Below are 14,104 nucleotides of genomic sequence, written 5' to 3'. Positions count from 1 at the left end.
CTCAGGCCGCCACGCTCTCCGGCTGCTTCCGTTCGATCAGCATCAGCCCCACGCCCGACAGCACCAGCGCGCCGCCGATCAGTTGCGCGGGCGACAGAACCTCGCCCAGAAACAGCACCCCGCCCAGGACCGAGAACACCGGCAGCAACAGCAAGAAGGGCGCGACCCGCCCCACCTCATGCCGCACCAGCAGCGAGTTCCACAGGTAATAGCCAAGCGCCGTCATGATCAGCCCCAGATAGGCCACCGCCGCCCAGACATCCGGCCCGGCCCCGGCAATCGCGGCGCCCTGCCCGGTTTCGAACAGCAGCGAGGCCAGGAACAGCTGCGGCGTTGCCAGCACTGCGACCCAGGCCGTGATTTCCCGCCCGCTGATCCCGCGCAGCTTGCGGATCATCACCTGACCAAGCGCCCAGGAAAACGCGCCGCCCATCATCATCAACAGCGCCGCCCAGGCCCCGCCAAAGCGGATATTCCCGGCGATGAAGGCCACCCCGGCAAAGGCCAGCGCGATGCCGACCCAGTGCCGGGGCTTCGGCCGCTCTCCCAGCAGCAGCGCGCCGAGCAGCACGAGGAACGGCACCTCCAGCTGGATCACCAGCGCGGCGATGCCGGCCGACAGCCGATGCACGCCGCTGAAGGTCAGGCTGTACTGGATGGTGGCGCCGATCAGCGACACCGCCAGCAGCCAGGGCAGGTTGCCCCGCCCCGGTCTGCGCAGGAACATCGCCATCACCGTCGCCGTCACCGCGAAACGGAAGGCCTGCAGCAGGATCGGCGGGAAATGCTCGGTCGCGCCCTTGGCGACGACAAAGCCCATCCCCCAGATCAGCGCCACCAGCACCGCGCGGGCAATGTCGGCGGGCGGAAGCCGGGTCATGCTTCGGCGATCTCCACCGCGACCACGGCCACGCAATCGCCCGGCTTCACTAGCCCCGGGAAATGCCGCGCCGTGAAGAGGCCCGCGCGCCGTGTGTGCAGCTCTCGCGGGGCAAGGCCGGTCCGCCCTGTCGGCCAGATCCGGGCAATCGGCTGGCCCGCCTCGACCCGGTCACCCAGATCGGCAAGGAACTGGATCAGCCCCGCATCCTCGGCAAAGGTGAAGCAATCGGCATCGGGCATGTCGAGCCATTGGGTCGGCTGCGGCGCCACCTCGCCCCGCATCACCTTGGCCGCGATCAGCAGGTTGCGCGCCCCGCGGATGGCGATGTCGGCGGTGCGCGCCCCGGCGGTGCCACCCCCGCCAAGCTCTGTCGTCACGAACAGTTTGCCCATCTCTTCAGCGGCGGTGTCGTACATGCCCACGGCGTCAATCTCCAGCATCTTGACACTGTAGGGCGCGCCAAAGGCCCGCACCAGATCGAAGGCGCGGTCCTGCTGCATCTTGTCGGCCAGCACATGCGCCGCGCAGAAGGGCAGGAAATCCAGCGTCTTGCCGCCCGAGTGGAAATCCAGCACCACATCGGCCATCGGCAGCAGCACGCGCTGGAAATAGTCGGCGATCTTCTCGGTCACCGTGCCATCGGGGCGGCCCGGAAAGCTGCGGTTCAGGTTGCCCCGGTCGATGGGCGAGGTGCGGGTGCCCGCGCCGAAGGCCGGCTGGTTCATCGCCGGGATGATGATGACCCGGCCCGTCACCTCCTCGGGCCGCAGGCTGTGCGCGAGATCGAAGAGCGCGATCGGCCCCTCATATTCATCGCCATGATTGCCCCCCGTCAGCAGCGCGGTCGGCCCCTCGCCGTTGCGCACCACCGTCAGCGGGATCATCACCGATCCCCAGGCCGCATCGTCGCGGCTGTAGGGCAGGCGGAGGAAGCCATGGCTCATCCCCTCCGCATCGAAATCCACCGTCGCCGAAATTGGCGACGGGCGCACCATCTGCTGCAGCATCGGATCAGTCCTTCACGAACAGCTTGCGCGGCACATTGGCAAAGCATTCGACCCCGGTTTCGGTGATCAGGATGCTTTCGGTGATCTCCAGCCCCATGTCTTCCAGCCACAGGCCGGTCATGAAGTGGAAGGTCATCCCCGGCTGGAGCACCGTCTTGTCGCCCAGCCGCAGGCTCATGGTGCGTTCGCCCCAGTCGGGCGGATAGCTGAGCCCGATGCCATAGCCGGTGCGGTTGTCCTTGAGGATCCCGTATTTCGCCAGCACGGCAAAGAAGCCATTGGCGATATCCTCGCAGGTATTCCCCGGCTTGGCGGCGGCAAGCCCGGCCTCCATCCCCTCCAGCGTCGCCTTTTCGGCATCGAGGAAGGCCTGCGTCGGCTTGCCAAGGAACACGGTGCGCGACAGCGGCACATGGTAGCGGTTGTAGCAGCCGGCGATTTCAAAGAACGTGCCCATGCCGCTTTGCATGGGCTTGTCATCCCATGTCAGATGCGGGGCAGAGGCATCGCGGCCCGAGGGCAGCAGCGGCACGATGGCGGGGTAATCGCCGCCGATCCCGTCCACGCCGCGGGTGCCGGCATCGTAGATTTCCGCCACCAGATCGCATTTGCGCATGCCCACCTCGACCTTGTCGAAGATGCGGGCGTGCATGCCTTCGACGATGCGGGCGGCGTTGCGCATATAAGCGATTTCCTGCGGCGACTTCACCGCGCGCTGCCAGTTCACCAGCGCCGTGCAGTCGCTGAACTTCGCATTCGGCACGCCCTTCATCAGGGCGGCAAAGGCGGCGGCGGTGAACCAGTAATTGTCCATCTCCACCCCGATGCGCAGCTTGCCCCAGCCGCGATCCGTCAGGATCTGGCTCAGCAGGTCCATCGGGTGGCGTTCGGTGCTTTGCACGTAGTGGTCGGGATAGCCGATGATGCTGTCGGGCTGAAGGTAGGCCGTCAGCTTGGCGCCATTGGCATCCTGCCCGCGGCCATACCAGACCGGCTCACCCGTCGGCGGCACCACCACGCATTGATGCACGTAGAAGGACCAGCCGTCATAGCCCGTCAGCCAGTTCATGTTGGACGGGTCGGTGACGACCAGCAGATCGACCCCCTTGGCCGCCATAGCCGCGCGGGTCTTGTCCAGCCGCGCGGCATATTCCGCCCGGTCGAACTTCAACGCAACCTCACTCATCTTCGTCTCCTTTAGGGCAAGCGGCCCGGTCAAACGTAAAAACTCAAACGCTGAAACTCTGCCCCGCCCCGGCAGCACGGGCGCGGGTCAGCGCCAATGCTGCAATGGCGGTATCCTGAATGCCGGTGCCGGTGAGGTCGGCGAGGGTGATCTGGGCGTCGCTCTCGCGCCCCGGCACCAGCCCCGCCACCACCTGCCCCAGCTCGGCGTGGCCCGCCCCCACCTGTGCGAGGCCGGCGGCGATGGCATGGTGCAACTCCCCCAGCAGCTCTGTCTGTGTCACCCGGTCGGCGACATAGCGGGCGCGGGCGATCAGCGCCGGGTCAATCTCGTTCTTGTGCCCGGCGTCGGAGCCCATTGCGGTGATGTGCTGGCCGGGGGTCACGAGGGCCGAGGGCAGGATCGGCGCGGTCGCCGGCGTCGTCGTCACGATCACATCGGCGCCCGTCACCGCATCCTCGACCGATCCGGCAGCCGTCACCGGGAAGCCAAGCTCCAGCCGCGCCGCCAGAGCCGCCGCCTTGGCGCCGTCTCGCGCCCAGATACGCGCGCTGGTCAGCGGCCGCACCAGCGCCAGCGCGCGCAGCTGCATCTCCGCCTGCATCCCCGCGCCAAGCACGGCCGCGGTGCGCGCATCCGCCCGCGCCAGATGCCGCGCCGCGACTGCGCCCGCCGCGGCGGTGCGCACATCGGTCAGGTAGCCATTGTCCAGCAGCAGCGCCTGCACTAGGCCCGTGCGGGCCGACAGCACCACCATCATGCCATTGGTGGAGGGCAGCCCAAGCGCCGGATTGCCAAAGAAGCCGGGGCTGATCTTGATGGCGAAACTGTCGAGCCCCGGCACATAGGCGGTCTTCACATCGACCTCGCCGCGATGCTCGGGAATATCCAGCCGCAGGATGGGCGGCATCGCCACTGCCTGCGTCGCCAGCGCGGCGAAGGCGGCCTCGATGCAGCCCACCGCCTCCATGTCCAGCGGCACCAGCGCGCGCAGATCGGCCTCGGTCAGCAGGGTGATGGGGTCTCTCATGCTTGTGGCCCCACGTCATCGGCCCCGTTCATCACCCGCAGGTGCAGGTCCATATCGACATTGCCGCCCGACAGGATCACCGCCACCGGGCCCGTTGCGGTGATCTTCCCGGCAAGGATCGCACTGATGCCCACCGCCGCCCCGCCCTCGATCACCGCGCGGGTGTGGCGATAGGCATGGCGCATCCCGGCGGCGATTTCCGCCTCGGTCAGCAGCACCACATCGTCGAGCAGCGCCCGGCACATTCCAAACGTCAGGCGGTTCTGCAGCCCGATGCCGCCGCCGAGCGAATCCGCAAGGCTTGCCTCCTCGGCCACCTCCACCGGATGCCCCTTGGCAAGGCTCGCCGCCATTGCCGCGCCGCGGTCCATCGTCAGACCGATCACGCGCACATCGGGGCGCAGGCCCTTCACGGCAGTCGCAACCCCTGCCGCAAGTCCGCCGCCCGACAGTGGCACCAGCACCGTCGTCACATCGGGCAGATCCCGCGCAATCTCCAGCCCCAGCGTGCCTTGCCCCGCGATCACGGCGGCATCGTCAAAGGGCGGCACCTCGGCCAGCCCTTCCTGGGCCACCGCGCGGGCGACCTCCAGCATCGCCTGATCCTGGCTGTCGCCGACGATCCGCACCTCGGCCCCCAGATCGCGGATCGCGGCGATCTTGTTGGCCGGCACCAGCCGCGACAGGCACACCACCGCGCGCACCCCCTGCGCCCGCGCCGCATGGGCCAGCGCCCGCCCGTGATTGCCGGTGGAGGCGGTGACGACCCCGCGCGCCAGCGCCTCGGGCGGCAGCGTCAGCAGCGCATTGGTCGCGCCGCGCAGCTTGAACGCGCCGGTCGCCTGCAGATGCTCCAGCTTCAGCCAGACCGGCACCCCCAGCAGCGCCGACAGATGCGCATCCACTTCCATCGGCGTGCGGCGCAGATGCGGGGCGATCCGCGCCGCCGCGGCGCGGATCTGGTCCAGCGTCACCACTGCCGGGAACCGGGGCAAGGCGGTCATTCTGTGCCCATCGGCAGGGTCATCAGATGCCCCGGCCCGCCGCCCGCAATCCCGCAGATCCGCAGCACATTCCAGGCCGAGGCGTGGTTGGAGCTGAGCACCGGCACCCCCGTCGCCGCCTCCAACTGGCCTATGATCCCGGCAGCGCGCACCGCGGTGCAGGACACGAACAACGCCTCGGAGCCCGGGGCCACGGCGGCGCGGGCGAATTCCACCAGCTCATCCAGCGCGATCCGGGCCATCTCGCGGTCATCTTCCAGCTCGAGGCAGGTGAAGCGGTCCAGCGCAAAGCCCTGCGCCTCGAAATGCCGGGCCATCGGGGTGGAGGTTTCCATAGTGTAGGGCGTCAGCACCGAGATTCGCCGCGCCGACATCGCCCGCAGCCCGGCAATCGCCGCGGCAATCGGGGTGACAACGGGCACCCCCGGTTTCGCCGCCTGCACCGCCCGTTCCACGTTCGCATCCCCGATCACCACAGAGGCGGAGGTGCAGCCGAAGACCAGCGCATCCAGCGCCTCGCCCGGCAGGATCAGCTCTGCCGCCGCCGTCAGCCCCGGCTCCATCGCCGCCAGCGTGACGGGCGTCACCGGGTTGGCATAGGGGATGCGGTTCACATGCACGGCAACCCCGGCGGGCGTCAGCACCCGCGCGAAATCCGGCTCGATGCTGTGATCGGTCGCCAGCGTGATCAGCCCGATGCGGTGCGGCATGGGGCGCGGGTCAAGCCGCGGCGCGCGCCCGGCAGTCAGGATCTGGGTCATCGGCTTGCCTTTCGTCCATAACGCGCTTCCAGCAGGCTGATCAGCGCCACCGAAATCAGGCTTATCACCAGGAAGAACACGCCAACCATCGTCATCGGCTCGATGTAGCGGTAGCTGCTGTTCGCCACCGATTTCGCCTGATTCATCAACTCCAGCACGGTGATTGCCGACAGCAGCGGCGTTTCCTTGAACATGGCGATCAGGTAGTTCGCCAGCGCCGGGATCATCGGCGGCACCGCCTGCGGCAGCACCACATGCACCCATGTCTGGCGCAGGGTCAGGTTGGTCGCCCGCGCCGCCTCCCATTGCCCGCGCGGCACCGCCTCGATCCCGCCGCGATAGACTTCGGCGGCATAGGTGGCGTAATGCAGGCCGATGCCGATCACCCCCGCCACCAGCGCCGGCAGGCGGATGCCGATATCGGGCAGCACGTAGAAGATCACGTAAAGCTGCACCAGCAGCGGCGTGCCGCGGATGAACTGCACCAGAAACGAGGTGCCCCGCGCCAGCGGCTTGATGCTGGACCGCCGCGCCACCGCGAAGACCAGCCCCAGCACCGCGGCGACGATGGCGCCCAGAACCGTGACCAGCAGCGTGATCTTCAGCCCCTGCAGCAGGGTCGGCATGATCTGCCAGACGAAGGCCCAGTCCCAGCTCATGGCCGCACCCCATCGAGCCCGCGGGTCACGCGGCGTTCCAGCCAGCGCATCCCGCCCGCGATCAGCAGCGACATGGCGAAGTAGAGCACAAGGATGGTGGCAAAGGGGATCAGCGTCGATCCGGTCTGCGCCCGCACCACCTGCGCCTGAAAGGTCATGTCCGACAGCGAGATCAGCGACACGACCGCCGTGCCCTTCAAGAGCTCGATCGCGTTGTTGCAGAAGGTCGGCAGCATCAGCGGCAGCGCCTGGGGCAAGATCACATGGCGCATCCGCTGGAACCGGCTCAGGTTGACGGCGATACACGCCTCATACTGGTCGCGCGGCACCGACAGCACCGCGCCGCGCACCACCTCGGCCCCGTAGGCGCCGACATTCAGGCCAAGCGCCATCACCCCGGCCTGCAACGGGCTGAGGCTGACGCCCGCGAAGGGCAGCACGAAATACACCCAGAACAGCTGCACGAAGATCGAGGTGCCGCGGAAGAACTCCACATAGGCCCGCGCCAGCCAGCGCAGCGGGGCGAAGGGCGCCAGCCGCGCCAGCCCGGCGGTGAAGGCCATCACCAGCGCCAGCGCCGTGCCCATCACCGTCAGCTTCGCCGTCACCAGCGCGCCTTGCAAGATCAGCCCGATATATCCCGACCAGTCGCCCATCCGCTGCTTATCCTGCCGCCTATCCCGTTAAAGATCCCGCGCAGGCCACCCAGCCCGCGCGGGAAGATCCGTCACTCGCCGCAAAGCTCGGCGCGCGAGGTCGACATCGCTGCCGCCGCCGAGAAGCCATAGGGCTCGATGATCGCCGCGAACTCGCCCGATGCCTTCATCGCCGCCAGTTCCACGTCGAAGGCATCGCGCAGCGCCTCGTCGCCTTTGCGGAAGGCGGCGCCGTCGCAATAGACCGGCGCGCCCACGACTGGGGCGAACATTTCCACGCTGTCATCGCCCGACTTGGCGATCAGGTCAGAGATCGACAGCACCGGCAGCGAATAGACGTCGAGCCGCCCGTCCTGCAGCATCTTCAGCCCCGATTGCCCGTCCGGCACCACGATGACGCGGTCCCGCGGCACGCCGGCTTCCAGCGCCAGCTTCTCTTCGGTGCCGCCCCCGGGTGCGCCGATGGTCGCCTCGGGATCGGCGGCGATATCCTCATAGGAGGCAAAGCCCTTGGGGTTGCCGGCGGGCAGCAGGAAGGCCTCGGCATCGCACAGAACCGGTTCGGAATAGGCGACGGCGGCACAGCGTTCGGGCTTCATGAACAGCCCGGCAGTGATCGCGTCATGGCGGCGGGCCTGCAGGCCCGGGATCATCGCGCCATATTCGCTGATCGAGGCGACGACTTCCGGCACGCCAAGGCGCTTGAACACTTCGCGTGCCACATCGGGCGCCGCGCCAGAGACCGAGCCATCGGCGGCCACGGCGGTAAAGGGCGGCTCGTTGGCAATGGCGATGCGGGCGAAGCCCTGTTCCTTCAGATCGTCCAGCGTGTCGGCCTGCACGGGCAGGGCGACCAGAAGGCCAAGGGCCGAGGCGCTCAGCAGGGCGGAAAGGCGATAGGTCATGGGATGTCCTCGCTGTTGATGGATGTGCCGTCTCATGCGGCGTCTTGTGCGGCGGGCCGGGGTCAGACCCGGTGGCCTGCCGCGATGATCTTGCGCAGGAAGGTTTGCGTGCGCTCGTGGGTGGGGCTCGTGAAGATGCGGTCCGGCGGGCCCTGCTCGATGATGTGGCCACGGTCGAAGAACAGCACCCGGTCGGCAAATTCATGGGCAAAGCCCATCTCATGCGTGACCAGCAGCATGGTCATGTCGGTCTCATCGGCGAGGCGCTTCATCACCGCCAGCACCTCCTCCACCAGTTCGGGGTCAAGGGCCGAGGTGACCTCGTCGAACAGCATGATCCGCGGTTGCAGGGCCAGCGCCCGGGCAATCGCCACCCGCTGCTTTTGCCCGCCCGACAGTTGCGAGGGCATGGCCCGCGCCTTGTCGGCCAGCCCGACCATGTCCAGCAGCGCCATGCCGCGCTTTTCAGCTTCGGCCCGCGGCTCTCCCTTGGTCAGGATCGGGGCGAGGGTGATGTTGTCGAGCACGCATTTATGCGGGAACAGGTTGAAGTGCTGGAACACCATGCCGATGTGGCGGCGCATCTTGTGCAGATGCGCCTCATCCGCCGGCACCTCTCGCCCCGCCTTCTGCATGTGGTAAAGCTGCTCGCCGCAGACCTCGATATGCCCGCCCGAGATGTTCTCCAGCGTCATCAGGATGCGCAGGATCGTGGTCTTGCCCGACCCCGATGGCCCGATCAGCGCCAGCTTTTCGCCCGGCATCACGTCGAAGGACAGCCCGTCCAGCACGGTCAGCGTGCCAAAGCTCTTGCGGATATTGTCGAAGCGGATGATCGGTTCAGCCACGCTGGTCCCTCGATGTCTCTGGCACACCTGCGGGCGCCTTCGGATCGGGGCACGATTGACTCCGCATCAAATCATGTCAATTTATAAAATAATCTCATGACAATTTGGATTGCCCGTCAGTTCGCGCGCCGCCCGGATCGGCGGCATCCGCGCCTAGATGCCGGGCAAAGGCGCCTCGGCGCCCTCTTCCAGCATCGACCCCACGATAGAAAGTCCCTGCCGCAGCTCTTCCAGATCGGTGGAGCCAAGCGCGATCCGCACCGAATCGCGCTTGCCGCGGTCGGTGGCGCGAAAGGCGCTGCCCGCCGCCACGGCCACGCCGCGCAGCCGCGCCTCGGCCACGAACTCCTCCTCGGCCCGGCCCTCCGGCAGGCGCAGCCACAGGTGCAGCGCCTGCGGATGCGTGCTGGAGATGCGCCCCGCCAGCACCTGCTCCGCCAGTGCGTGCCGCTCTGCCAGCCGCAGCCGCTGCCAGGCGATCAGCTCTGCCGCGGTGCCATCCGTCAGCCAATGGCTGAGGATTTCCACAATCGGCGGCGTCGCCATCCAGCTGGACACAAGATGCCGGTTCGCCACCGCCGTTGCAAAGCGGTCGGGCGCGGCCAGATAGGCCACGCGCAGCGCCGGCACGGTGATCTTGGTGAAGCCGTGGATATACAGCACCCGCTCCGGCGCCAGTGCCGCCAGCGTCGGCGGTGCATCCTCGACCATGCGGTTCAGGATGTCATTCTCGATGATCGCCAGGTCATGCCGCCGCGCCACCGCCACCAGCTCCGCCCGCCGGTCCGCGGGCATCTGCACGCCCAAGGGGTTGATAACGTTGGGCTGCAGGAACACCGCCCGCAACCCCGTGCGCCGCGCCGCCTCATCCAGTGCGGCGGGCAACATCCCGTCGCGGTCCATCGCCACGCCTTCCAGATGCAGGCCCAGATAGCCGCAGAGCGGCATCAGCGTATGATGCGTCAGCGCCTCGGCGGCGATGGTGGACCCGACCGGCGCCACCCCCATCAGCGCCGCGGTGATCGCCGAACTCGCGCCATTGGTGATGGAGATGTTGTGCGCCGGCACCTCGATCCCCACCTCGGCCAGCCATCCCGCCGCGACCGCCCGGTGCCGCGGCATCACCATGTTCGGCCGGAACGACAGCGCCGAAGACGCCGGCAGCGTCTCGCCCAGCCAGGTGAAGGCGGCGCGGATCTTGTCCAGATGCAGCGTGTCGCAGACCGGCTTCAGGATCGACAGGTCGATCAGCTCGCCGCTGCGTTCGGGCAGATAGGGCTGCCGCGCCTCGCCGCCTTTCTGGCGCACGAAAGTGCCGCGGCCGATCTCGCCGGCAATCAGGTCGCGGCGGATCAGATCCTCATAGGCCCGGCTGACCGTCTGCACCGACAGGCCGAGGTCATCCGCCAGCCGCCGATGCGGCGGAAGCCGCGCGCCCGCGGGCAGGGTGCCCGCCTCGATGGCGCGGGCGATATGCTCGGCCAGCGACAGATAGGCGGGGCGGGTCAGCGCGGCGGGATCGGGCAACCAGTTTGTCATGATTGCATAGCTGATCAATCTCATGTCATTTTGCAATGGAAACCTGCGGCCCCGTCCGCAACCGGCAGCGGACCGCCATGACCCCATTGAAGCTCGACCCCATCGACCTGCGCATCCTCGACGCCGTGCAGCGCGAGGGGCGAATCACCAAGCTGGCGCTGGCCGAACGCGTCGGCCTGTCGCCCACGCCCTGCTGGCTGCGGCTGCGCAAGCTGGAGAAGGCGGGCATCATCACGGGCTATCACGCCCGCATCGCACCGCGGAAGATCGCGCCTGTCACCTCCGTCATCATGGAGGTGACGCTCGCCGCGCATCGCCAGGCGGACTTCGACCGCTTCGAGAAGGCCATCGCCGCGCTGCCCGAGGTGGTGGCCTGCTGGTCGGTCGGCGGCGGCGTCGATTACTTCCTGAAGGTGATGACCCGCGACATCGACGCCTATCAGCGGCTGGTGGACCGGATGCTGGCGGAGGAGATCGGCATCGACCGATATTTCACCTATATCGTCACCCGCCCGGTGAAGGAGGAAACCGTGCTGCCGGTGACCCTGCTGGCGGGCGGGTAGAGAGACTCTCTACACATCGCCGCACCTCTGGACCGGATTGCTGTCCGGGGCGGGCAGTTTGGTCCCTCTCACCTGCGCATCCCGGCCATCCTTGGGCAACTCCAGCCAAAGGACGCCGCCGATGACCGCCCTCCGCGCCCGCCCCGCCGATCACCCGGCCCCGCCCCGCCTGACCGACCGCGCCCTGCTGCGCGAGCTTGCCTATGTCGGCGGCCGCTGGACCGCCGCCGCGGGGGCTGAAACCTTCGCGGTGACCGACCCGGCGACCGGCGACACCCTCGCCCATGTCGCCGCGCTCGGAGCCCCTGAGACCGAAGCCGCCATTACCGCCGCCCAAGCCGCCTTCGCCCCCTGGCGGGACCGCCTGCCGCAAGACCGCGCCGCGATCCTGCGCCGCTGGGGCGAGTTGATGCTGGCCGCGCGCGAGGATCTGGCGCTGCTGATGACGCTGGAGCAGGGCAAGCCGCTGGCCGAAAGCCGGGGCGAGATCGACTATGCCGCCTCGTTCCTCGACTGGTTCGCGGGCGAGGCGCAGCGGGTGAACACGGAAACCGTCACCAGCCATCTGCAAGGCGCCGAAATGGTGGTGCGGCGCGAGGCGCTTGGCCCGGTGGCGCTGGTCACGCCGTGGAACTTCCCCGCCGCGATGATCACCCGCAAGGCGGCCGCCGCGCTGGCAGCGGGATGCAGCTGCGTCGTGCATCCGGCGTCCGAAACCCCGCTTTCGGCCCTCGCGCTGGCCGAACTCGCGGAACGCGCCGGGGTGCCCGCGGGCGTGTTCAACGTCGTCACCGGCGATGCCGCCACCATCGTCGGCACGTTCTGCGCCGATCCGCGCATCCGGGGCCTGTCCTTCACCGGCTCCACCGGCATCGGCCGGATGATCGCGGCGCAATGCGCCCCCACGATGAAACGGCTGGTGATGGAGCTTGGCGGCCATGCCCCGCTGATCGTCTTCGACGATGCCGATCTGGACCGGGCGGTGGACATTGCGATGGACGCGAAATTCGCCACCTCGGGCCAGGATTGCCTCGCCGCCAACCGCATCTTTGTGCAGCGCGCCATCTATCCCGCCTTCCTCGACCGCTTGGCCGCCCGCGTCAACGCCCTGCGCGTCGGCCCCGGCACCGATCCGGCGACAGAGATCGGCCCGCTGATGCATGCACGCGCCGTCGCCAAGGTCGCGGCGCAGGTCACCGACGCGCTGGCCAAGGGTGCGCGACTGGTCACCGGCGGCAAGATCCACCCGGCCGGGCCGCTGTTCTACGCCCCGACCCTGCTGGCCGACATCCCCGAAGGCGCCGAGATCCTGACCGAAGAAACCTTCGGCCCCGTCGCCGCCGTCCTGCCCTTCGACACCGAGGCCGAGGTCATCCTCCGCGCCAATGCCACCGACTACGGCCTCGTCGCCTATGTCCTCACCGAAAGCGGCGCCCGCCAGCAGCGCCTGGCCCGCGCGCTCGACTTCGGGATGGTCGCCATCAACCGCGTCAAGATCACCGGCGGCCCTGTGCCCTTCGGCGGCTGGAAGCAATCCGGCCTTGGCCGCGAGGGCAGCCGCCACGGGCTCGAGGCCTTCACCGAACTCAAATACCTCTGCATCGACACCGCCGCCTGAGGGCGGGAAAGGACCACCATGCTTGACCGTGACAATGACCTGACCGCCTGGGACCGCGACCATTTCTTCCACCCCTCCACCCATATGGGCGCCCATGCCCGCGGCGAGACGGGGGCGCGGGTGATGGCGGGAGGCGAGGGCGTCTACATCACTGACAAGGCCGGCAAGCGCAGCCTTGATGCCTTTGCCGGGCTCTATTGCGTCAATGTCGGCTATGGCCGGACAGAGATTGCCGAGGCGATCTCCAAACAGGCGCATGAGCTGGCCTATTACCACGCCTATGTCGGCCACGGCACCGAAGCCAGCATCACGCTGGCCCGGATGATCATCGAACGCGCGCCCGCGCATATGAGCCGGGTGTATTTCGGGCTGTCGGGGTCGGACGCGAACGAGACCAACATCAAGCTGATCTGGTATTACAACAACATCCTCGGCCGGCCCGAGAAGAAGAAGATCATCTCGCGCTGGCGCGGCTATCACGGCTCGGGCGTGATGACCGGCAGCCTGACCGGCCTTGCCCTGTTCCACGCGCATTTCGACCTGCCCCGCGCGCCGATCCTGCATACCGAGGCCCCCTATTACTTCCGCCGCGAAGACCGCAGCCAGACCGAGGAGCAGTTCAGCGCCCATTGCGCCGCCAAGCTGGAAGAGATGATCCTGGCCGAGGGGCCCGACACCATCGCGGCCTTCATCGGCGAGCCTATCCTCGGCACCGGGGGCATCGTGCCGCCGCCCGCCGGCTATTGGGCGGCGATTCAGGCGGTGCTGACCAAATACGATATACTGCTGGTCGCGGATGAGGTCGTCACCGGCTTTGGCCGGCTCGGCACCATGTTCGGGTCGGACCATTACGGGATGACCCCCGACCTCATCACCATCGCCAAGGGCCTCACCTCGGCCTATGCGCCGCTGTCGGGCTCCATTGTGTCGGACAGGATGTGGCAGGTGCTGGTGCAGGGATCGGACGAGTTCGGCCCCATCGGCCATGGCTGGACCTATTCGGCGCACCCGATCTGCGCGGCGGCGGGCGTCGCCAACCTCAAGCTGATCGACGATCTGGGGCTGGTGGACAATGCCCGCGTGACCGGCGCGATGTTCCGCGCCGGGCTGGCCGATGCGCTGGCCGGGCACAAGAACGTTGGGGAGGTGCGCGGCGACGGGCTGATGGCGGCGGTGGAGTTTGTCGAGGACAAGGATGACCGCCGCTTCTTCGACCCCGCCCGCAAGATCGGCCCCGCCGTGTCGGCCGCGCTGCTGGAGCGTGGGGTGATCGGCCGCGCCATGCCGCAGGGCGACATCCTCGGCTTCGCGCCGCCGCTCTGCCTGACCGAGGCCGAGGCGGAAACCGTGATCGCCGCCACCGCCAGTGCGGTGAAGGCCGTCCTCGGCTAAGCCCGTTCCCGCCATGCCGCATCTGCATCACGCCCGCCCTCCGGCGGGCGTTT

14 protein-coding genes are annotated in these 14,104 nt (G+C 68.2%); 3 read left to right on the top strand and 11 right to left on the bottom strand.

Annotated elements, in window-relative coordinates; genetic code table 11:
- Position 1: 1 nt before the first annotated feature.
- The 11 genes from Q8S30_RS16750 to Q8S30_RS16700 form a co-directional block, all read right to left on the bottom strand.
- Positions 2 to 880 (bottom strand): DMT family transporter, encoded by an 879-nt coding sequence (locus Q8S30_RS16750; protein ID WP_305667170.1) that lies wholly within the window; start codon positions 878 to 880, stop codon positions 2 to 4.
- On the bottom strand, positions 877 to 1,890 hold the full coding sequence (doeB, locus tag Q8S30_RS16745; protein ID WP_305667169.1) for a N(2)-acetyl-L-2,4-diaminobutanoate deacetylase DoeB: 1,014 nt from the start codon (positions 1,888 to 1,890) through the stop codon (positions 877 to 879). The genes Q8S30_RS16750 and doeB overlap by 4 nt, the downstream gene beginning before the upstream one ends.
- A 4-nt stretch (positions 1,891 to 1,894) precedes the next feature.
- On the bottom strand, positions 1,895 to 3,076 hold the full coding sequence (gene doeA / locus Q8S30_RS16740) for an ectoine hydrolase DoeA (protein WP_305667168.1): 1,182 nt from the start codon (positions 3,074 to 3,076) through the stop codon (positions 1,895 to 1,897).
- Between the two features lie 43 nt (positions 3,077 to 3,119).
- Entirely contained in the window at positions 3,120 to 4,106 is a 987-nt protein-coding gene (gene eutC / locus Q8S30_RS16735; protein ID WP_305667167.1) for an ectoine utilization protein EutC, read from the bottom strand.
- Entirely contained in the window at positions 4,103 to 5,110 is a 1,008-nt protein-coding gene (gene eutB, locus Q8S30_RS16730; protein WP_305667166.1) for a hydroxyectoine utilization dehydratase EutB, read from the bottom strand. The genes eutC and eutB overlap by 4 nt, the downstream gene beginning before the upstream one ends.
- Positions 5,107 to 5,871: an ectoine utilization protein EutA gene (eutA, locus tag Q8S30_RS16725; protein WP_305667165.1), complete on the bottom strand. Its 765-nt coding sequence runs from the start codon at positions 5,869 to 5,871 to the stop codon at positions 5,107 to 5,109. Before eutA ends, eutB begins: the two co-directional genes overlap by 4 nt.
- Positions 5,868 to 6,530 (bottom strand): ectoine/hydroxyectoine ABC transporter permease subunit EhuD, encoded by a 663-nt coding sequence (gene ehuD / locus Q8S30_RS16720; RefSeq protein ID WP_305667164.1) that lies wholly within the window; start codon positions 6,528 to 6,530, stop codon positions 5,868 to 5,870. The genes eutA and ehuD overlap by 4 nt, the downstream gene beginning before the upstream one ends.
- A complete protein-coding gene (gene ehuC, locus Q8S30_RS16715; RefSeq protein ID WP_305667163.1) occupies positions 6,527 to 7,186 on the bottom strand; it encodes an ectoine/hydroxyectoine ABC transporter permease subunit EhuC in 660 nt (219 codons plus the stop codon). Before ehuC ends, ehuD begins: the two co-directional genes overlap by 4 nt.
- A 71-nt stretch (positions 7,187 to 7,257) precedes the next feature.
- The gene (gene ehuB, locus Q8S30_RS16710; RefSeq protein ID WP_305667162.1) at positions 7,258 to 8,091 is read right to left on the bottom strand and encodes an ectoine/hydroxyectoine ABC transporter substrate-binding protein EhuB; all 834 of its coding nucleotides are present in this window, start codon (positions 8,089 to 8,091) and stop codon (positions 7,258 to 7,260) included.
- A 62-nt stretch (positions 8,092 to 8,153) separates the two neighbouring features.
- Positions 8,154 to 8,939 (bottom strand): ectoine/hydroxyectoine ABC transporter ATP-binding protein EhuA, encoded by a 786-nt coding sequence (ehuA, locus tag Q8S30_RS16705; protein ID WP_305667161.1) that lies wholly within the window; start codon positions 8,937 to 8,939, stop codon positions 8,154 to 8,156.
- Positions 8,940 to 9,092: 153 nt separating this feature from the next.
- Positions 9,093 to 10,478 (bottom strand): PLP-dependent aminotransferase family protein, encoded by a 1,386-nt coding sequence (locus Q8S30_RS16700; protein WP_305667160.1) that lies wholly within the window; start codon positions 10,476 to 10,478, stop codon positions 9,093 to 9,095.
- An 86-nt stretch (positions 10,479 to 10,564) separates the two neighbouring features.
- Here Q8S30_RS16700 and Q8S30_RS16695 point away from each other — a divergent pair, with 86 nt between their 5' ends.
- The 3 genes from Q8S30_RS16695 (at position 10,565) to Q8S30_RS16685 (ending at position 14,051) form a co-directional block, all read left to right on the top strand.
- Positions 10,565 to 11,041, top strand: a complete 477-nt coding sequence (locus tag Q8S30_RS16695) for an Lrp/AsnC family transcriptional regulator (RefSeq protein ID WP_305667187.1) — start codon at positions 10,565 to 10,567, stop codon at positions 11,039 to 11,041.
- Between the two features lie 121 nt (positions 11,042 to 11,162).
- Entirely contained in the window at positions 11,163 to 12,659 is a 1,497-nt protein-coding gene (locus Q8S30_RS16690) for an NAD-dependent succinate-semialdehyde dehydrogenase (RefSeq protein ID WP_305667159.1), read from the top strand.
- An 18-nt stretch (positions 12,660 to 12,677) separates the two neighbouring features.
- Complete coding sequence (locus Q8S30_RS16685; protein ID WP_305667158.1) at positions 12,678 to 14,051, top strand: aspartate aminotransferase family protein; 1,374 nt, start codon at positions 12,678 to 12,680, stop codon at positions 14,049 to 14,051.
- Positions 14,052 to 14,104 lie beyond the last annotated feature (53 nt).

The sequence above is a fragment of the Frigidibacter sp. genome, assembly GCF_030695035.1.
Taxonomy (GTDB): domain Bacteria; phylum Pseudomonadota; class Alphaproteobacteria; order Rhodobacterales; family Rhodobacteraceae; genus Frigidibacter.
Note: the sequence above shows the minus strand (reverse complement) of the source record. Positions and strands in the feature narration are given on the sequence as shown.

What these genes read in the sequence shown, in the direction of transcription:
- Q8S30_RS16750 (WP_305667170.1), bottom strand. Translation starts at nt 880, where the DNA reads ATGACCCGGCTTCCGCCCGCCGACATTGCCCGCGCGGTGCTGGTGGCG.
- doeB (WP_305667169.1), bottom strand. Translation starts at nt 1,890, where the DNA reads ATGCTGCAGCAGATGGTGCGCCCGTCGCCAATTTCGGCGACGGTGGAT.
- doeA (WP_305667168.1), bottom strand. Translation starts at nt 3,076, where the DNA reads ATGAGTGAGGTTGCGTTGAAGTTCGACCGGGCGGAATATGCCGCGCGG.
- eutC (WP_305667167.1), bottom strand. Translation starts at nt 4,106, where the DNA reads ATGAGAGACCCCATCACCCTGCTGACCGAGGCCGATCTGCGCGCGCTG.
- eutB (WP_305667166.1), bottom strand. Translation starts at nt 5,110, where the DNA reads ATGACCGCCTTGCCCCGGTTCCCGGCAGTGGTGACGCTGGACCAGATC.
- eutA (WP_305667165.1), bottom strand. Translation starts at nt 5,871, where the DNA reads ATGACCCAGATCCTGACTGCCGGGCGCGCGCCGCGGCTTGACCCGCGC.
- ehuD (WP_305667164.1), bottom strand. Translation starts at nt 6,530, where the DNA reads ATGAGCTGGGACTGGGCCTTCGTCTGGCAGATCATGCCGACCCTGCTG.
- ehuC (WP_305667163.1), bottom strand. Translation starts at nt 7,186, where the DNA reads ATGGGCGACTGGTCGGGATATATCGGGCTGATCTTGCAAGGCGCGCTG.
- ehuB (WP_305667162.1), bottom strand. Translation starts at nt 8,091, where the DNA reads ATGACCTATCGCCTTTCCGCCCTGCTGAGCGCCTCGGCCCTTGGCCTT.
- Q8S30_RS16700 (WP_305667160.1), bottom strand. Translation starts at nt 10,478, where the DNA reads ATGACAAACTGGTTGCCCGATCCCGCCGCGCTGACCCGCCCCGCCTAT.
- Q8S30_RS16690 (WP_305667159.1), top strand. Translation starts at nt 11,163, where the DNA reads ATGACCGCCCTCCGCGCCCGCCCCGCCGATCACCCGGCCCCGCCCCGC.
- Q8S30_RS16685 (WP_305667158.1), top strand. Translation starts at nt 12,678, where the DNA reads ATGCTTGACCGTGACAATGACCTGACCGCCTGGGACCGCGACCATTTC.